Genomic DNA, 18,353 nt, shown 5'->3' on the forward strand with positions numbered 1-18,353 from the left:
GCGGGGGAGGGAGCAATGCGGGGTCAGCCTTCCAGCGCCTTCCACATCTCGATGTCCCGCTCCGCCGTCCACACGCGCGGATCGGCATGGCCCGAGGCTTCGTCGTACGCGCGGCTCACGTCGAACGGCATGCAGTGGTCGAAGATCACCCACTGGCTGTACTTGGGCTTGAGCTTGGCGTAGGTGTCCTTGTAGACCGTGTTCAGGTCGCGTCCGGCCTTCACGCCCTCTTGCACGCTCGCATACACGTCGGAGATGAAGTTGCGCGTGCCGGTCAGGCCCTCGGCCACCTCGGCCGGCGTGGTGAGCGCGGCACCGCGGCCCGGCACCAGCGCGGCGGGCTTCAGTGCGGCAATGTTGTCGAGCGTTTGCGGCCAGTCTTGGAAGTAGGCGTCGCCCGCATACGGCGTGGCGCCAAATTCGACCAGGTCGCCCGACAGCAGCGTGCGCTCCTCGGGCAGCCACACGACCGTGTCGCCCTTGGTGTGGCCGCGGCCCAGCTGGATCAGCTGCACTTCGAGCTTGCCGAGCCACAGCGTCATCTTGCCGGTGAAGGTCATGGTGGGCCACGTCAGGCCCGGGGGCACCGTTTCCACGTTCTGGAACAGGCGCGGAAAGCGGCCGATCTCGCTGGCCTTGTCGGCCTCGCCGCGCTCCACGATCAGGTCGCGCGTGTCCTGGCTGGCCAGGATGTGCTCGGCCCCGTAGCCGGCCGCGCCCAGCACGCGCACCGCGTGATAGTGCGTCAGCACCACGTACTTGATGGGCTTGTCGGTCACCTCGCGGATGCGGCGCACCACGTCGGCCGCCATGGCGGGCGTGGCCTGGGTGTCGGCCACCAGCACGCAGTCGTCGCCAATGACGATGCCGGTGTTGGGATCGCCCTCGGCCGTGTAGGCCCAGGCGTGCTCCGAGATCTGGCTGAAGGTGATCTTCTTTTCTTCCATGTCGGCCTGGCTGGCGAACTTCTTGGCTTGGCTCATCGTGTGTCTCCGTCGGATGGATCGAAATTTGATTCGTCTAAAGCAAACGAATTTGCGGTTAACGAATTTCTGAAGTGTAAGCCCGAGATCAGTTAATGTCTAATCCCTTCTTCATGAACGAACAATCAGACGCCAAGGCGGCCATGGCAGCCAACGAGACCGAGCGCGCCGCCCAGCGCGGCATCCAGAGCATCGAAGTGGGCGGCCAGCTGCTGCGCGCGCTGGTGCACCACGGCCGGCCGATGGCCCTGAAAGACCTGGCGCGGGAAGCCGACATGACGGCCGCCAAGGCACACCCGTACATGGTGAGCTTCGGGCGGCTGGGCCTGATCGAGCAGGACCGCGCCAGCGGCCACTATCTGCTCGGCCCGCTGGCCTTGCAACTGGGGCTCATCAGCCTGCAGCAGGCCGACCCGGTGCACATTGCGACGCCGCTCATCGCCGGGCTGGCGCAGCGCATCGGCCATACGGTGGCGCTGGCGGTGTGGGGCGCACGCGGCGCAACCATCGTGCGCACCGCCGAATCGCCCTCGCCGGTGCATGTGAACATGCGCCACGGCACGGTGTTCTCGCTCACCAACACGGCTTCCGGCCGCGTGTTCGCCGCCTACCTGGAGGCCGAAGCAGTCAAGCAACTGCTCGACGCCGAACGCCAGCGGCAAAAGCAACGCAAGGCGGGCGAGCAGCCGCCGCCGGCCGGCATGCCGCCGCAGCCGCCCCTGCCGTCGTGGAGCGAATTCGAGCGCCAGCTGCAGGAAGTGCGCGTGCACGGCATCAGCCGCTCGGAAGGCGAGGTGATCGAAGGCGTGAGCGCCATGGCGGCGCCGGTGTTCGACCACACGGGTGCCATCGTGCTGTCGGTCACGGCCATCGGCCCGGCCGCCATCTTCGACACCGCCTGGGACGGCGAAATCGCACGCGCGCTCAAGGCCTGCGCGGGCACGGTCTCCGAGCGGCTGGGCGCAACGTCGGCCGGAAGAAACGCTTCCGCACACCTGGATCCATGAGCCTGGACATCACCGCTTCGTCTTCCACTCCCCCGATCGAATCCGCCATTGCCCTGCTGAGCGCCGCCCGGCGCATCGTCGTGTTTTCGGGCGCCGGGCTTTCAAAGGCCTCCGGCATTCCGACCTACCGCGACAGCGACGGACTCTGGATGAACCAGAACGCGCTGCAGTACTCGCATGCCGAAGACCTGCAGCGCGACCCGGCGGGATTCACGCGCTTCTGGTCGCGGCGGCTGTCCGCGGTGGAGGACGCGCAGCCGAACCCCGGGCATACGGCGCTTGCGCTGCTGCAGCGGCTGCGGCCTGCCACGCGCCTCATCACGCAGAACGTCGACGGGCTGCTGACGCTGGCCGGCGGGCTGGACGTGCTCGAACTGCACGGCTCGCTGCGGCGCTGGCGCTGCGACCACTGCGGCAACCGCCAGGGCCCGTGGCCCTTTCACCGCTGCATGCGCTGCGCCTCGCGCGCCCGGCCGGACGTCGTCATGTTCGGCGAAATGCTGAACCAGGGCGTGCTGCTCGATGCGCAGGCGGCCGCGCAGGAGTCGGACGTGTTCATGGTGGTCGGCAGCACGGCCGTCGTGTATCCGGCCGCCGAGCTGCCGCAGATGGCGGCGTCGCACGGCAGCCGGCTGATCACGCTCAACATGGAGCCGTTGCCGCATCTGGACGATGCGGCGGCAGTGGTCTTGCGCGGGGAATCCGAGGTTTTGCTGCCGCAGTTGCTGGCGGGGCTCGGCGGCTCGCCGGCCTAGGGTCGATCAGCTCTTCTTGCCGCCGAGCAGCACCAGCGCGCCGCCCACAACAATCGCGGCGACGCTCGCCCAGGCCGGGAAGTTGACCTGCTGCTTCTCCTTCACCGAAAACTCCAGTGGGCCGAGCTTGGCCTGGTGCGTTTCCTTGGTAAAGCTGAAGCCGCCGAGCCCGAGGCCCGCGATACCCGCCACGATGAGCAGGATGCCGGCGATGCGTGTTGCGTTCATGGTGAGTTCTCCTCGGGTTATTGGTAGGGTGGCGTCGAGCCGAAGCAGAGCTTACTGCCGCGGCTGCTGGTCGACCCACTGCACGATGTCGGCCACCGCGGCATCGGTGGCCGCGGCCAGCGCCTTCACGCCGCCGGGCGCGTCGGCGCTCGGTGCCGGCCGGCGCACGGTGAAGGTGCGCTGGCCGAGCACGCGGTCGCCGCCCGTGGTGCCGCGGATCAGCGTGGCGCGCAGGCGGACCAGGCCGACGCTGCTGCCCGCCGATTCGAAGTAGTGGCTGAACTCGTCGAGCGAAATGCGCAGCGTATCGGGCACGCGGCCCTCGGTGCGCGCGATGGTTGCACTTTCTTCAGGGCCGAGTACCGTGCGCCGTTCGGACAGCGCATCGCGCAGCCGCTGGCGCAGCAGCTGTGCCGGCGGCAGGCTCCAGCGCGACTGGCCGTAGGGGCGCAGCTCGTTGGCATCGGCATAGCCGAGCCGGTAAAGAATTTGCGTGCCGTCGAGCCGCGCGTTGCTCTCGATTTCCGCCAGCGCGAGCGTGGGCAGCGCGGTGGCCGGTGGATTGGCTGCCGCGGCCGACGCGGCAATGCCGGGCCCGAAGTCGTACAGCGTGGCGCGCGCTGGCTTGTCGGGCAGGGCGCCGCAGCCGGCAAGCAGCAGCGCAAGGCCAAGTGTCAGGCCGGAACCGAGGCCGGAACCCAAGCTGAAACCAAGGGATGGACGGGAGTGCATGGCGTTCTTGTTCATGGTCGTCACTTCAGGGGCGTCCCAGCGAGTTGGTGGCAGGCGGCGCGGAGAAGCCCGGTTCGCCCGGCCCCGCCGCAGTGCCGCCGTTGCCGAACAGCAGCGATTGCGGGTTGTCGTTGATGCCGTCGGCCGCGCGGCCGAGCCGGCGCACCGCGCGCGAGGTGTCGTCGGCCACCCGGTTCACGCGTGGCAGCGTGGCCGAGTTGAACGAATCGACCGCCTGCGCCAGTGCCTTGGTGCCGTCGCCCAGGCGTTCGATCGGGCCTTCGGGCGCGTTGAGGCGGCTCACCGTGGTGTTGAAGTTGTTGGCCACGCGCGAGACATCGCCGGCCGCCGTCTTTACCGACGACAGCGTGCCGGGCAGCGCCGCGAGCGTCGGGTTCAGGCCCGTCTTCACCGTGTTGTCCAGCTGCTTCAGCAACGTGTTGGCGCTGGACGATGCCGCCGCAATGTTCTCCAGCGCATCGGCCACCCGCTTCTGGTTGCCGTCGCCGAGCAGTTGGTTGGCGCGCTTCGTCGCTTCGTCGATCTGGTTGATGATGGCTTCGCCGCGGTCCTGCAGCTGCGCAAGCATCGAGGGCTTGAGCGGAATGCGCGGCGGGTCGTCGTTGTCGGGCGCAAGCACCACGTTCGATTCGCCCTTGTCATCCAGCGCGATGAAGGCCAGGCCGGTCACGCCCTGGTAGCTCAGCGTGGCAAAGCTCGACGTGGTGAGCGGCACGCGCTGGTCGACCGTGATGCGCACGCGCACGTTGCCCTTGGTCTTGGGGTCGAAGTCGATCGAGGTCACCTTGCCGACCGCGATGCCCCTGTAGCGCACCATGGCCTGCGGCTGCAGGCCGCTGACCGGGTCGCGCGTGGAGAGCTCGTAGATGTTGCGCACGGTGTTGTCGCGCGTGAACCAGACCACCAGCCCCACGAGCACGGCAATGAGGCCGAGCACGAAGGCGCCGGCGGCGAGGGCATGGGCTTTGTTTTCCATGTGTGGCTACCTTTCAGTGGGCCGCGCCGGCAGTTGGCGGCGCGGCGTTGGAGGGTTTGTCATGCAGGGCCTCCAAGGCGCGTTGGCCGCGCCCTCCCAGAAAATATTCATGAATGAACGGATGCGGATACGCGATGACTTCGCGCGCCGAGCCGCTGACGATGACCTTATGGTCGGCAAGCACCGCAATGCGGGTACTCAGGTCGAACAGGGTGTCCAGGTCGTGCGTGACCATGACCACCGTCAGGCCCAGTTCGCGGTGCAGGCCGCGCAGCAGGTCGCAAAAACTGTCGGAGGCTTCGGGGTCGAGTCCGGCCGTGGGCTCGTCGAGCAGCAGCAGCGGCGGGTCCATGATGAGCGCGCGCGCCAGCGCCACGCGCTTGATCATGCCGCCCGACAAGTCGGCCGGACTCATGTTGGCGTGCCGCGGCTGCAAGCCCACCATCTGCAGCTTGACCAGGGCCGCGTTGCGAATCAACTCGTCGGGCAGCAGCTTGAGCTCGCGCAGCGGAAAGGCAATGTTCTCGAGCACGCTGAAGGCCGAGAACAGCGCGCCGTGCTGGAACAGCATGCCCACGTTGGCCGCGCCCTGGGCGCTGAGCTCGCCGGGCGCCTGGCCCAGCACCTCGACCGTGCCCTTCGACGGCTTTTCGAGCCCGAGGATCTGCCGCAGCAGCACCGTCTTGCCGGTGCCCGATCCGCCAACCAGCGACAGCACTTCGCCGCGCCCGATGTGCAGGTCGAGGTCGCGATGAACCACGTGCTCACCCTCGGCATTCTTGAATACCGTCCAGAGCTTGCTGATGTCGACCACGTTGCTTGAATCGCTCATGCCCTGAACCCGATTCCCTTGAACAGCACCGCGAACAGCGCGTCGACCAAAATCACCGCGGTGATCGAGGTCACCACCGACGAGGTCGTGCCGCGCCCCAGGCTCTCGGTGTTGGGTTTCACCTTCATGCCGAAGTAGCAGCCGATCAGCGCAATCAAGATGCCGAACACCGCCGACTTCGCCAGCGCGAGCCAGAGGTTGGCAATCGGCACCGCACGCGGCAGCGCCGAAAGAAAATAGGCGGGCGAAATATCGAGCGCCGCATCGGCCGCGAGCATGCCGCCCGCAAGCGCCGCCATCGACGTCCAGAGGCTGATCAGCGGCATCGCAATGGCCAGGGCCAGCACGCGCGGCATCACCAGCCTGAAGCCGTGCGGAATGCCCATCACGCGCATGGCGTCGAGTTCTTCGGTCACGCGCATTACGCCGATCTGCGCCGTGATCGCGGAACCTGAGCGCCCCGCGATCAGCACCGCGGCAAGCACCGGCCCGAGTTCGCGGATCAGCGACAGCCCGAGGATGTTGACCACGAAAGCCTCGGCCCCGTACTGGCGAAGCTGCTGCGAGATCAGGTAGGCCAGCACCACACCGATCAAGAGGCCCACCAGCGCCGTGATGTGCAGCGCCGTAGCGCCGAACTGGTAGAGATGGCCCGAGAAATCGCGCCAGGGCGCGCGGTGCGGCGCGCGCAGGAGCGTGCCCACGTCGAGTGCGAGCTGGCCGACCAGCCCTACGAAATCGCGCATCACCTCCAGCGCGCGCGCGCCGGTGTGCGAGAAATGGCGCACCCGCTCGGCCAGCGTGGGCGGCGGCTCCTCGGGCGTTCCGACCGTGTACTGGGCCACCTGGTCGAGCACCGCCTTGTGCTGCGGCGACATCTCGAGCGTGGCCGGCCAGTCGTGGCGCCAGTGTTCCCACAGCAGCTGCGCGCCGATGTGGTCGAGCTGCTCGATGGGGCGCAGGTCCCAGGCGCGGTCGTCCGCGGGCGGTGCGCCCGCGAGGTCCTTTTCAAGGGACTGCCACGCGGTGCGCGACGACATGGCCAGCGTGGTCCAGCGGCCGTGCGCCACGGTCCAGCTGCGGCCGTCCTGCTCGCGCTGCTCGACGCGCGGCAACACGCTGTCGGCGGCGGATGCGTCGTCGGCAGGCGAAGTTGCTATGGGCATGGTGCGGCGGGGCAGGGCGAAGTAAGAAAAAAGAAGCGGTCGGAAAGGGCGCATCGTAACCGGATGAATCGGCTTTTCCCGTACGCCGCGCCGGTGCTTTGCGTAGGGCGGAACGCCGTCCGAATAGCCACGCGCGCCCTTTTTCCGGTCAGTTCCAAGCCCGCGCCAACGCGTTCCACGCGCTCGCGATCACGGGCTCGTTGCGCCGGGCCGCCAGCGAGACAAAGCGCAGCGCGCAGTCCAGCTGCACGCGGTCGGCCATCACCAGGCCGTGCGACTGGCTCTCGCGGATGGCAATGGAGTCGCGCAAGAGGCTCAGCCCCACGCCCGACTTCAGCAGGTCGAGCATCGAGGCTTCCTGGTCCACCAGCGCCGCGCGTCGCGGCGAAAGCCCGAGCGGGCCAAACACTTTATTGAGCAGCCTGTGGTGCGCGGATTCCGGCGGCGTGGCGAGCCACGGCAACGCGGCCAGCGCCTTCCAGTCGCGGCCCAGCACCTGCGGACCCCAGCCCGCGGGTGCGACCACGCGGTAGGTAAAGCGCGTGAGCGTGCGCGCCGCGAGCGGAGCCGCCGCGGCGGCATCGGCATCGTCGTCGGTGTCGAGGTGAAAACCCACGTCGAGCTCGCCGCGCAGCACCTGGGCCAGCACCGTGCCGCTCATGCCGTGGCGCAACTCGGTTTCGATCTGCGGCGCGGATTCGACGAGCTCGCGCAGGAACACGCCAAGCCGGGTGAACTCCGGGTCGAGGATGGTGCCGATGCGCAGCGCCCCGCGCACCGTGCCCTGCAGGTTGCGCGCGGCCTGCTGCAGGTCGCCCACTGCCGCGAGCACGCGCTCGGCTTGCGGCAGCAATGCGGCCCCGTCGGCAGTGAGCGCGAGCCCGTGCGGCGTGCGCGTGAAGAGCTGGAGCCCGGTCTCTTCGGCCAGGCGCTTCAGTTGCAGGCTGACCGCGGGCTGTGTCAGGTGCAGCCGCTCGGCCGCGCGCGACACGCTGCCCTCGCGCGCCGCAAGCACAAAGGCACGCAAGATCTGGAGGTCCAAGGCGGCGGCAGTCATATAAGAGCGATTTATAAGCCAACAATGCCGAAATCATTGGCTTTTTGCCGGCAGCTTGGGCGAAACTTGCTCAGCAGGCCCGCACAGGCCCATGAGCATCAAAAATATCGTTCCCCGGAGACAAGCAGGCGCCATGAGCGACAACACATTCGACTACATCGTCATCGGCGGCGGCACGGCCGGCGCGCTGATGTGCAACCGGCTGACCCGCAAATCGCAACAGCGCACGCTGCTGATCGAGGCCGGCCGCAAGGACGACTACCACTGGATCCACATTCCGGTGGGCTACCTGTACTGCATCGGCAACCCCCGCACCGACTGGCTCTACAGCACCGAGCCCGACGCGGGCCTCAACGGGCGCACGCTGCGCTACCCGCGCGGAAAGACGCTGGGCGGCTGCTCGAGCATCAACGGCATGATCTACATGCGCGGCCAGTCGCGCGACTACGACCAGTGGGCGCAGCTCACGGGCGACGACGGCTGGAAGTGGCAGAACGTGCTGCCCGACTTCAAGAAGCATGAGGACTACTACCTCGGCGCCGACGAGCTGCATGGCGCCGGCGGCGAATGGCGCGTGGAGAAACAGCGCCTGCGCTGGGACATCCTCGACGCGTTCGCTGAAGCCGCCGTGCAGGCCGGCGTGCCGCACAGCACCGATTTCAACCGCGGCAGCAACGAAGGCGTCGGCTATTTCCAGGTCAACCAGAAGAACGGCTGGCGCTGGAACACCGCCAAGGCGTTCTTGCGGCCGGTCTGCTATGGCCGGCCCAACTTCGAGATGTGGGTCAATGCGCACGTCACCAAGCTGATCATCGAGACTCAGCCCGACGGTAGCCAGCGCTGCACCGGCGTGCAGGTGTGGGACGGGCACGAGATGATCACCGCCCATGCCACGCGCGAAGTGGTGCTGTGCGCCGGCAGCATCGGCTCGCCGCAGATCCTGCAGCTCTCGGGCATCGGCCCGGCCGATTTGCTGCGCCAGCACGGCATCGATGTGGTGGTCGATGCGCCGGGCGTCGGCGCCAACCTGCAAGACCATTTGCAGATTCGCGCGGTCTACAAGATCAACGGCGCGCCCACGCTCAACGTGCTGGCGTCGTCGATGTACGGCAAGGCAAAAATCGGCCTCGAATACCTGATGAAGCGCAGCGGCCCGATGAGCATGGCACCGTCGCAGCTGGGCGCCTTCACGCGCAGTTCGCCCGAGCATGGGTGGCCCAATCTCGAATACCACGTGCAGCCGTTGTCGCTCGACGCATTCGGCGAGCCGCTGCACAGCTTTCCGGCCTTTACCGCGAGCGTGTGCAACCTCAACCCGACGAGCCGCGGCACGGTGCGCATCAAGAGCCCGCGCTTTCAGGACGCGCCGGCCATTGCACCCAACTACCTGAGCACAGATGAAGACCGCAAGGTCGCTGCCGACTCGCTGCGCGTGACGCGCCGCATCGCATCGCAGCCCGCACTCGCCAAGTACAAGCCGGAGGAATGGAAGCCCGGCGTTCAGTACCAGAGCGATGAAGACTTGGCGCGCCTCGCCGGCGACATCGCAACCACGATCTTCCATCCGGTGGGCACAACCAAGATGGGCGCTGACGGCGACCCGATGGCGGTGCTTGACTCGAAGCTGCGGGTGCGTGGCGTGCAGGGGCTGCGAGTGGTCGACGCAGGCGCGATGCCTACGATCACCAGTGGCAATACGAACAGCCCGACATTGATGATGGCCGAGAAGGCTGTGGGGTGGATTCTGGAAGCGAATCGCTGAGAACTTTTGCTCGGGGCCGTTGTTGTTTGGAGGCGCTGCTGTTTCAGGGCATGTGCAAAGGCCACCGGGTACTCCCCTCCGCGAATGTCCCCCGCCTTCGGCTCCTCCTTTATTTCGCTGCGTGGAGCACCCGATGCCCTGTGCACCTGGGCACGCTGCCGGTGTACCGCTGATCAACCACCGCTCTGTGCAACGCGCCCGCTGGCGGGGTGCCTTGCGCAGCGAAATAAAGGAGGAGGGGCGCAGCCCCGGGGGACATTCGCGGAGAAAGGTACCCCGTCGGCGGGTGCGCCGCCCTGAACACAGCGCCCTGAACACCGCCGCTCCAAAAACTCACGCAGCGATCACTTCTCAATAGTCTTGTTCCAACGCGCATTCCAAGCGGGTCGGTTCGCATTGATGCTGTCCCAGTCAATGGTGACCGCAGTCTTCATCCACTGGTTGATGTCGGCCACCTGCTTCACGCCATCGCCCACGGCCGGAGCCTTGGGATTGGTGGGAATCTGCGCGCCGTACTGCAGCACGTTCGCCTGAGCCAGCGGGCTCAGCAAGAACTCGGCAAGCTTTTGCGACAGCTCGGGCTCGCTGTTGTTGGCAATCACGCACTGGCCCACCATCAACACCACCGCGCCTTCCTTCGGCGGCGCGTATTCCACCGGAATGCCCTTGGTCTTGAGTGCGGCCACGGCCGTGGGCGTCAGCGGGAAGATCGCGGCCTCGCCGGTCTGCACCATTTCCGACAACTTGGCCGAACTCGGGATGTACTCGAGCACGTTGGGGCCGACGGTGGTGGGCCAGGCCTTGAAGCCCGGCTCCACGTTCTTGTCGTTACCGCCCTGGATGCGGTTGAACATCAAGAAGCCGTGCAGCCCGAAGGACGATGACGACATCGACTGGAAGACTACCTTGCCCTTGTACTTGGGGTCGGCCAAGTCCATCCACGAGGTGGGCGGCGCCCAGCCCTTGTCCTTGAACATCTTGGCGTTGTAGGCCAGGCCCGTCATGCCCAGGCTCACGCCGCTGGCCATGTCGTCCTTGAAGCGCGCGGCCGGATAGATTTCGGCGAGCGACGGATTGGGCCGTTGCTTCTGGCACAGGCCCATGCCGATGGCGCGCACCATGATGCCGTCGTCCAGGAACATCACATGCATCTGCGGGCGGTCCTTGTTGGCCTGCGCCTTCGCGAGGATGTCGGACGACGTGCCGGGCACCACCACCACCTTGGCGCCGTAGAGCTTCTCGAAGGCCGGGAACACGTACTGCGTGTATGCCTTCTCCATGGTGCCGCCGTTCATGCCGATGTAGAGCGTCTTGGTCTGCGCGCCAGCGGTGCCGCCGGCCGCGAGCGCGGCCACCGCCGCCGCACCGAGCAAGCTCCGGCGAAGGGAGAAAAAGAAGGGCTTCTTCTGAAAACGGGACATGGTGTTTTCCTTTCAGGGTGAGGTGGGGGTGGTGGTCTTGTCTGCTGCTGCTTCTTCGTCTGCTGCGGCCGCAAAGAAGCGTTCGATCGAGAAGCTCTCGATCGGCGTGCTGCTGCGTCCGTCGCGCACGAGTTCGGCCAGCACTTCGCCGGCTGCGGGGCCTATCTGGAAACCCGCGCCCGAAAAGCCGAAGCCGTGGAACAGCCCGGGCGTGGTGCGGCTCGGCCCGAGCACCGGCTGGTGGTCGGGCAGGTTGCCTTCGGTGCCGCTCCAGGTGCGGATGAAATGCGCGTGCCGCAGCGTGGGCAGCAGTTCGACGGCTTGCGCCGCGAGCGTGGCAATGGCGTCGCGGTCGGCGCGGGCGCGGTCTGCATCGAGCGCAATGCCCCTGCCGCCGCCGAGCACCAGGTTGCCGCGCGCCACCTGCCGGCAATAGATGCCGCCGCCCTCCACGCCGAGGCTCCAGTCCATGAAGTGCGGCACCGGTTCAGTCACCGCCATCACCGGGTGGCTCGAGCGCAGGGGAACGGCTTCGCCGAAATACTCGGCAATGGGGCCGGACCATGCGCCTGCACAATTGAGCAGCGCCGGCGCACGCACTTCGAGCGCATTGCCCGAACGCAGCAAGAAGCCCTTGCCGTCGTGCGCCACCTCGTCGACCTTGTGGCGCTCGAAGATCTGCGCGCCCGCGCGCTGCGCTGCGAGTGCGAAGGCCGGCGACACCAGCCGCGGGTTGGCCTGCCCGTCTTCGGCGCACAGCGAGCCGCCCACCGCGCGGGTGCCAAGCCAGGGGCAGCGCTCGCGCAGGCGGGCCGCCGAGATCAGTTCGAGCCCGAGATCGAAGTCGCGGCTTTTCGTGCGGTACTGCTCCAGCGATGCCATGTCGGCTTCGCTGCGCGCGATCTTGAAGTGGCCCGAGCGCAGGTACTCGCCGTCGGTGCCGATGGTTTCGCGCAGGTTGCCCCAGATGCGGTGTGCACGCTGCGCCAACGGCAGCTGGCTCACCGGACGGCCTTGGCGCCGCACGCCGCCGTAGTTGACGCCGCTCGAACGCGAGCCGCACAGGTCGCGCTCCAGCAGCACCACGCCGATGCCCATCTTTCGCAAGGCCAGCGCGGCGGATGCGCCGACGATGCCACCGCCGACGATGGCGACGTCCGTGCGCAATGTCTTGCGTCCGGTCATGCGCCGGCTCCTTCGGTCGAAGGCGCCGGGGTGTCCAGGTGAATCGGAATCGGCTTGATCGGCGCCTGCCCGCGCAGCCGGCCGACCTGTTGCACCGGCTGCCCCGTGGCGTGCGCAAGAATCTCGGCCGCCGCCACGCCGCACATGCGGCCCTGGCAGCGGCCCATGCCCACCCGCGAGAGGGCCTTGAGCCGGTTCATTTCGTCGGCGCCGTTCTCGGCAACGGTCTGGCGCAGCGTGCCCGCCGTGATGTTCTCGCAGCGGCACACCACCAGTTCGTCGGGCGCATGCGCGGCCCAGTCGTGCGGCACCGGAAAGGCGCGCTCCAGCCCTTCGCGAAAGGCGCCGAGCTTGTGCAGCTTGCGTTCGAGCATCGCCGCGCGTGCGGTGTCGACGGCCACGCCGCCGTCGGCGAGCAGCGCAAGCGCGGCGCGTTCGCCGGCCCATTCGGCCGCATCGGCACCCATGATGCCGGCACCGTCGCCGGCAAGGTACACGCCCCTCACGCTGGAGCGGCCGGCCGCGTCGCGCACGGGCAGGTGCGCACGGTGCAGCGGCGCAAATTCGAAGCGGCAGCCCAGCAGGTCGGCCAACTGCGTTTCGGAGCGCAGCGCATAACCGAAGCCGACGGCATCGCAGGCGAGCGTGCGCTCTTCGCGTCCGTCGTGCCACGCCACGCCGGCGACGCGGCCTTCGGCGGCATCGCCGAGCACGCGCAACGGCCGCACGCCACCATGCAGCGCCACGCCATGCGCGCGCAGCCACGCGACGTAGTACACGCCCTTGGCGAACACCGCCGGTTGCCGCAGCATCGCGGGCGTGGCGGCAAGCTGGTCCGCGAACCGCGAGGTGTCGAGAACCGCAGCGACCTTCGCTCCGGCCTTTGCGTATTGGTATGCAACCAGGTAGAGCAGCGGACCGGTGCCCATGAACACCACGCGCTGCCCGATGGCGCAGCCCTGGAACTTGAGCGCCACCTGCGCGCCGCCGAGTGTGTAGACGCCGGGCAACGTCCAGCCAGGTACCGGCAGCACGCGATCGGTGGCGCCCGTGGCGACGATCAACTGACTGTAGGGCACGCTGGAGGTGCTGCGGGTGGGGCCGTGCAGCACGTCGAGCCGGCCGCCTTGCGCGTTCCACACCAGGCTGTCGGGGCGGTAGTCGATGCGTTCGCGCAAGGTGTCGAAGGCGGTGTGCACCGCATCGGCGCGGCGGGCCTCGAAGCCGTAGAGCACATTCGCGCTGCGCGCCGCCAGGCTCGCAGGTGGGCGCCGGTAGATCTGGCCGCCGGCACGCGAAGCCTCGTCGATCACCACGGGCCGAATGCCGTGCGCCACCAGCGCCTGTGCGGCGCGCACGCCCGCCGGCCCGGCGCCGACGATCACCGGCTGCAATGGGGACTTAGAAGAAGGAGTCGTCATGCGCCGCTCCTTCCCGTGACCAGCGCCATGCCCGGCGCAATGAAGGTGGAGCAGGCGCGCAGGCGCTCGCCCTGCTCGGTGGCAATCCAGCAATCCTGGCAGGCGCCCATCATGCAGAAGCCCGCACGCGGTTCGTCGCTGAACTCATTGCGGCGCAACTGGGCGGCCTGCGTGAGCACGGCCGTGAGCACGGTGTCGCCCGCAAGTGCGGAGGCGGGCCGGCCGTCGAGCGTGAAGGGCACCGCGGCGCGGCCGGTCTCGGCCACGCGATGCAGCAGCGGTTGAATAACGGTCGGCAGGCTCATCTACCGCCGCCCCACCAGCACCCGGTCCAGCCCGTAGACGCGGTCGAGCACCACCATCGCAACGGCCGTCACCGCCACCATCAGCGCCGACACCGCCGCCATCAGGGGATCGATCGACTCGGTGGCATACATGTACATGCGCACCGGCAGCGTGACCGTGCTGGGCGAGGTGACAAAGATCGACATCGTCACTTCGTCGAAGCTGTTGATGAAGGACAGCAGCCATCCGCCCGTGACGCCCGGCAGGATCATCGGCAGCGTGATGCGCCGGAACACCGTGGCCTGGCTCGCGCCCAGCGATAGCGCAGCCTGTTCGGCGCTGCGGTCGAAGCCCACGAGCGCAGCCACCACCAGGCGCAGCGTGTAGGGCGTGACGATCAGTGCATGCGCCATCACCAGCCAGCCGAAGCTGCCCGTGCCGCCAACCAATGCGAACAGCCGCAGCAGCGCCACGCCCAGCACCAGGTGCGGAATGATCAGCGGCGAAAGAAAGAGGCCGTTGAGGAAGTCGCGCCCCGGAAACGCATACCGCGTGATCGCCATGCCCGCCGGTACCGCGAGCAGCGTGGCAATGGTGGCCGAAGCCAGCGCAAGCCACAGGCTGTTCCAGAACGACTGCATGAAGTCCGGGTGCGCAAACACCGCCTTGAACCAGCGCAGCGAGAAGTGCGTGGTGGGAATGGTCAAGGTGTTTTCGGGCGTGAACGCCACGATGCACACCACCACCAGCGGCGCCAGCATGAAGGTGATGACGAGCGCGTTGAACGCGAGGGCGAGAGGGCCGTTTTTGCTCATCGGATCAGCCCAGCGCTTTCTTGTAGCGGCCTTCTACCAGGCGGTTGTAGCTCAGCATCACAATGAGGTTGGCCGCCAGCAGAACCAGCGCAACGGCGGCGCCGAGCGGCCAGTTGAGCTCGTGCAGGTATTCGTCGTAGACGACGGTCGCGACCATCTTCAACCGGCGACCGCCGAGCAGGCCCGGTATGGCAAACGAGCTTGCGGCCAGGCCGAACACGATCAGGCTGCCCGAGAGAATGCCCGGCATCACCTGCGGCAGCACGATGCGCCGCAACGTGGTGAAGTGCGAGGCCCTGAGCGAAAGCGCGGCGTTCTCCACGCCCGCGTCGAGCTTCTGCAGCGAGGTCCACACCGGAATCACCATGAACGGAAGCATCACGTGGACTAGCGCCACGATCACCGCGATCTCGGTGTAGAGCATCTTCACCGGCCCGATGCCCACCAGGCCCAGCAACGCGTTCACGGCGCCCTCGGGCCCCAGCAGCATGCTCCAGCCAAAAGCGCGCACCACCACCGAAACCAGCAGCGGCGCCAGCACCACCAGCAGCAGGACCGATCGCCACGGGTTGCGCATGCGGCTCAGCACATAGGCCTCGGGCGCGCCGACCAGCACGCAGATCAGCGTGACGAGCCCCGAGATCCAGAAGGTGCGCCAGAAGATGCCGTGGTAGTACGAGTCGGTGAACACGTGCGTGTAGTGCTCGAGCGTGAACTCGCCCGTCTTCGGCCCGGTGGCCGGGTCGTACACATTGAAGGACAGCACCGCCGTGAGCGCGAGCGGCACCACCAGCAAGGCCGCGAACAGCAGCAGCGCGGGTGCCGAAAGCCACCAGGGCGTGGCCTTGTGCATGGCACCGCTCATGCCGCCACCGCCTCTTCGGCCGGCAACAGGCGCGTGCAATGCGCGGGCCAGTCGATGCCGACCGGGCTGCCTTCGTCCAGTGCCTCGCGGCCATCGTTGGGGCTCAGCACCATCAGGTCGCCGGCGGGCGTGCCCAGGCGGTAGAGCCATTGGCTGCCCAGGAAGAAGCGCTCCCGCACCGTACCGTCGAGGCGGCCGCGGCCGGCTTCCACCAGCTGCAGCTTTTCAGGGCGCACGCTCATCAGCACCGGGTCGCCCGGCTTGTAGCCGGTGTCTTCGACCTCGACGGTGAGCGAGCCGATCTCGACACGGCAGCTGCGTGCGCCGCAGGCCGTGACGCGTGCGTCCAACAGGTTGGCCTTGCCCACGAAGGTGGAAATGAAGCGCGTGCTCGGATGCTCGTACACGCGGTGCGGATGGTCGATCTGCGTGGCGCAGCCGCCTTCCATCACCACCACGCGGTCGCTGATGGACATGGCCTCGCTCTGGTCGTGCGTGACCATCACGGTGGTGGTGCCGACCTTGCGCTGGATCTGGCGCAGTTCGAACTGCATTTCTTCGCGCAGCTTGGCATCGAGGTTGGAGAGCGGTTCGTCCAGCAGCAGCACCGGCGGCTCGATGACCAGTGCGCGCGCCAGTGCCACGCGCTGTCGCTGGCCACCCGAGAGCTCGCGCGGGTAGCGGGTGGCATGCGCTTCCAGGTGAACCAGCGCAAGGGCCTGCTTCACCCGCTCAGCGCGCTCGGCCTTCGGCATCTTGCGCATCTCGAGGCCGAAGCTCGCGTTGTCGGCCACGGTCATGTGCGGAAACAGCGCGTAGGTCTGGAACACGATGCCCAGGCCCCGCGTGTTGGCCTTGGCATGGGTGATGTCCTTGCCGGCAAGTTCGATGCGCCCGCTCGACACCGCCTCGAAGCCCGCAATCATCTGCAGCGTGGTGGTCTTGCCGCAGCCCGAAGGCCCGAGCAGCGAAACGAACTCTCCCTTTTCCACCGCAAGGTTCATGGCCGACACGGCGCGCGTGGCGCCGTAGAACTTGGTCACGTCGGTGAGCCGGAGGAATGACATGGAAGAGCCTTTCTGCGCGGTCGTGGATGGCGCGCCGCACCTTGGTGCGCGCCATGGACAAGAGAGAACTTTCAATTCACTCTATTGCAACGATTGCGCCAACTTGCCTCGGGTATTCCATTAATCAGAATTTTTCTTTCATTTATTCCGTTCATCGGAATATGATGCGAACCATGGACCCAAAGAATTCCACAGGAGAAGCCGCGGAAAGCCCCACGGCCGCGAGCGGCGGCGTGCCGCGCGTGTTTTCAGTGCTTCGCGCGCTGGGTGCGGTGCAGGCCGAAGGCGGGCGTGTGACGCAAATTGCACGTTCGGTGGGCCTCACGCAGGCGACCACGCACCGCCTGCTGCAGTCGCTCATGGCCGAGGGCATGGTCGAGCAGGACGAGCGCAGCAAGCTCTACCGCCTGAGCATCGATTTCTTCGCGCTGGCGGCCAGTGCCGGCAACCCCGGTGACCTGCGTTCCATTTGCCGCCCGGTGCTGCTGCGGCTGTGCGCGAGCCTGGGCGACAGCATCTTCTTGCTGGCGCGCAGCGGCTTCGACGCGGTGTGCCTCGACCGCAGCGAAGGGCCGTTTCCCATTCGCTCGTTCACGGGCGACATCGGCGGGCGCATTGCATTGGGCGTGGGGCAGGGCGCTCTCGCCATCCTTGCCTTTCTGCCGGAGGCCGAGCGCGAGGAAGTGATTCGCTTCAACCTGTCGCGTGTGCGTGAGTACGGCGTGTACGACGAGGTCTATCTGCGCACCGAGATCGAGCGCGTGCGCCAGGCCGGTTATGCGGGGCGCAACACCGGCCTGCTCGAAGGCATGGCCGGCGTGGCGGTGCCCATTCTCGATCGCGAGGGACGCGCGGTGGCCGCGCTGAGCGTGGGCACGATCGCGGACCGGCTCAACGCCGACCGCATGCCCACCGTGGTCGAGCTGCTCAAGCGCGAGGCGGCAGCCATCGGGCCGAAGATCAACCCCTTCGATGCAACGCTCAGAAGGCCCGCGCAGAGCCTGGCGGGGTCGCCGGCAGGGCAGAAGATTCCCTTGCCGGACGCGCCGGAGCCCCGATAGGCGCCGCGCTCATTTCAGCTTCTTGTCTTCGCTCTTGGCTTCTGCCATGGCCTCGGGCTCCAGTTCCTCGGCGTAGCGGTTCAGCCGGATGAAGATGCCCCAGCCCGCCATGAGCAGGCCGACCGAGCCCAGCATCGCGGCGGCATGCAGCATCAGCTCGGGCGCTTCACGCGCCTTGAAGGTCGCGACCAGCCCCTCGACCGCCACGGCAACCACGATGACGACCATGAACCTGGACAGGAAGCGGCGCACCCGCGTCGGCGCGCCGATGTGCGCGTCGCGCACCACTTCTTCTTCGAGCACGGTCTGGGAGATCTGCAGCGCCACCACGCCCGCCGCCAGCAGGCCCACCGCTTCGATGACCGCCTCGGCTGCTGGAACATCGAGCCCCTGCATGACCGCGCCCCACCCGGCCCGCGCCGCAATCACGACGAGGACGAGCGACGCGGCGGCAAATGCGAGGGCCATCAGGGCATGGATTGCGGCATACAGGGTGAGGATCGACTTCATGGCGCTACCGGGGTTGAACGTGCGGCGAGGCGAGGCCCCGGGGCAGCGCACGGGACCGCGCCGGGGTGCGGAATCTTCGGCGCAGCCCGGCGGTTTGCGCGTAGGCGCGAAGCCCGTCCCGCACCGGGCGCATGCCGAGTTCATTCGGCAAACGCATCAAGTCCTTCCTTTTTTTCACTAGGCAAGTGCGCGGGATTGGAAGAT

General features: G+C 67.5%; 19 protein-coding genes. 4 read left to right on the plus strand and 15 right to left on the minus strand.

Going from position 1 to position 18,353, the window contains the following annotated elements:
• Positions 1-23: 23 nt before the first annotated feature.
• On the minus strand, positions 24-983 hold the full coding sequence (locus V9K97_RS20515) for an MBL fold metallo-hydrolase (protein WP_176660650.1): 960 nt from the start codon (positions 981-983) through the stop codon (positions 24-26).
• A gap of 143 nt (positions 984-1,126) precedes the next feature.
• Between V9K97_RS20515 and V9K97_RS20520 the strand changes: the two genes are divergently transcribed.
• Both V9K97_RS20520 and V9K97_RS20525 read left to right on the plus strand, forming a co-directional pair.
• Positions 1,127-1,990, plus strand: a complete 864-nt coding sequence (locus tag V9K97_RS20520) for an IclR family transcriptional regulator (protein WP_337320347.1) — start codon at positions 1,127-1,129, stop codon at positions 1,988-1,990.
• On the plus strand, positions 1,987-2,745 hold the full coding sequence (locus tag V9K97_RS20525) for an SIR2 family NAD-dependent protein deacylase (RefSeq protein WP_337320277.1): 759 nt from the start codon (positions 1,987-1,989) through the stop codon (positions 2,743-2,745). The genes V9K97_RS20520 and V9K97_RS20525 overlap by 4 nt, the downstream gene beginning before the upstream one ends.
• A gap of 6 nt (positions 2,746-2,751) precedes the next feature.
• On the opposite strand, the gene V9K97_RS20530 is transcribed toward V9K97_RS20525, so the two are convergent.
• The 6 genes from V9K97_RS20530 to V9K97_RS20555 form a co-directional block, all read right to left on the minus strand.
• Complete coding sequence (locus tag V9K97_RS20530; RefSeq protein WP_126747828.1) at positions 2,752-2,973, minus strand: hypothetical protein; 222 nt, start codon at positions 2,971-2,973, stop codon at positions 2,752-2,754.
• 51 nt (positions 2,974-3,024) lie between these two features.
• The gene (locus V9K97_RS20535) at positions 3,025-3,720 is read right to left on the minus strand and encodes an ABC-type transport auxiliary lipoprotein family protein (protein WP_443303823.1); all 696 of its coding nucleotides are present in this window, start codon (positions 3,718-3,720) and stop codon (positions 3,025-3,027) included.
• A 10-nt stretch (positions 3,721-3,730) separates the two neighbouring features.
• Complete coding sequence (locus V9K97_RS20540) at positions 3,731-4,702, minus strand: MlaD family protein (protein ID WP_337320279.1); 972 nt, start codon at positions 4,700-4,702, stop codon at positions 3,731-3,733.
• A 13-nt stretch (positions 4,703-4,715) separates the two neighbouring features.
• Positions 4,716-5,534 carry an ABC transporter ATP-binding protein gene (locus V9K97_RS20545; protein WP_337320281.1) on the minus strand — a complete coding sequence of 273 codons (819 nt, stop codon included), beginning with the start codon at positions 5,532-5,534 and terminating at the stop codon, positions 4,716-4,718.
• Positions 5,531-6,700 (minus strand): MlaE family ABC transporter permease, encoded by a 1,170-nt coding sequence (locus tag V9K97_RS20550; protein ID WP_337320283.1) that lies wholly within the window; start codon positions 6,698-6,700, stop codon positions 5,531-5,533. The genes V9K97_RS20545 and V9K97_RS20550 overlap by 4 nt, the downstream gene beginning before the upstream one ends.
• Before the next feature lie 148 nt (positions 6,701-6,848).
• Positions 6,849-7,757, minus strand: a complete 909-nt coding sequence (locus V9K97_RS20555; protein WP_337320285.1) for a LysR family transcriptional regulator — start codon at positions 7,755-7,757, stop codon at positions 6,849-6,851.
• Between the two features lie 133 nt (positions 7,758-7,890).
• Here V9K97_RS20555 and V9K97_RS20560 point away from each other — a divergent pair, with 133 nt between their 5' ends.
• On the plus strand, positions 7,891-9,519 hold the full coding sequence (locus tag V9K97_RS20560) for a GMC family oxidoreductase (protein WP_337320287.1): 1,629 nt from the start codon (positions 7,891-7,893) through the stop codon (positions 9,517-9,519).
• A gap of 344 nt (positions 9,520-9,863) precedes the next feature.
• Here the strand turns inward: V9K97_RS20560 and V9K97_RS20565 are convergent, their stop codons facing one another.
• Genes V9K97_RS20565 through V9K97_RS20595 form a run of 7 tightly spaced genes read right to left on the minus strand, consistent with a single transcriptional unit; the run spans position 9,864 to position 16,578 of the window.
• On the minus strand, positions 9,864-10,940 hold the full coding sequence (locus V9K97_RS20565) for an ABC transporter substrate-binding protein (protein WP_337320289.1): 1,077 nt from the start codon (positions 10,938-10,940) through the stop codon (positions 9,864-9,866).
• A 12-nt stretch (positions 10,941-10,952) separates the two neighbouring features.
• Positions 10,953-12,125 (minus strand): NAD(P)/FAD-dependent oxidoreductase, encoded by a 1,173-nt coding sequence (locus V9K97_RS20570; RefSeq protein WP_337320291.1) that lies wholly within the window; start codon positions 12,123-12,125, stop codon positions 10,953-10,955.
• A complete protein-coding gene (locus tag V9K97_RS20575) occupies positions 12,122-13,546 on the minus strand; it encodes an FAD-dependent oxidoreductase (protein WP_337320293.1) in 1,425 nt (474 codons plus the stop codon). Before V9K97_RS20575 ends, V9K97_RS20570 begins: the two co-directional genes overlap by 4 nt.
• Complete coding sequence (locus V9K97_RS20580) at positions 13,543-13,851, minus strand: (2Fe-2S)-binding protein (RefSeq protein WP_258503520.1); 309 nt, start codon at positions 13,849-13,851, stop codon at positions 13,543-13,545. The genes V9K97_RS20575 and V9K97_RS20580 overlap by 4 nt, the downstream gene beginning before the upstream one ends.
• A complete protein-coding gene (locus V9K97_RS20585; protein WP_157611506.1) occupies positions 13,852-14,646 on the minus strand; it encodes an ABC transporter permease in 795 nt (264 codons plus the stop codon).
• Positions 14,647-14,650: 4 nt separating this feature from the next.
• Positions 14,651-15,511 carry an ABC transporter permease gene (locus V9K97_RS20590; RefSeq protein WP_337320296.1) on the minus strand — a complete coding sequence of 287 codons (861 nt, stop codon included), beginning with the start codon at positions 15,509-15,511 and terminating at the stop codon, positions 14,651-14,653.
• Positions 15,508-16,578 (minus strand): ABC transporter ATP-binding protein, encoded by a 1,071-nt coding sequence (locus tag V9K97_RS20595; protein ID WP_337320298.1) that lies wholly within the window; start codon positions 16,576-16,578, stop codon positions 15,508-15,510. The genes V9K97_RS20590 and V9K97_RS20595 overlap by 4 nt, the downstream gene beginning before the upstream one ends.
• 173 nt (positions 16,579-16,751) lie before the next feature.
• Here V9K97_RS20595 and V9K97_RS20600 point away from each other — a divergent pair, with 173 nt between their 5' ends.
• The gene (locus tag V9K97_RS20600) at positions 16,752-17,639 is read left to right on the plus strand and encodes an IclR family transcriptional regulator (RefSeq protein ID WP_258503522.1); all 888 of its coding nucleotides are present in this window, start codon (positions 16,752-16,754) and stop codon (positions 17,637-17,639) included.
• A 9-nt stretch (positions 17,640-17,648) separates the two neighbouring features.
• On the opposite strand, the gene V9K97_RS20605 is transcribed toward V9K97_RS20600, so the two are convergent.
• A complete protein-coding gene (locus tag V9K97_RS20605; protein WP_258503523.1) occupies positions 17,649-18,149 on the minus strand; it encodes a hypothetical protein in 501 nt (166 codons plus the stop codon).
• Positions 18,150-18,353: the final 204 nt, after the last annotated feature.

This window comes from Variovorax sp. CCNWLW186, assembly GCF_037203865.1.
Taxonomy (GTDB): domain Bacteria; phylum Pseudomonadota; class Gammaproteobacteria; order Burkholderiales; family Burkholderiaceae_C; genus Variovorax.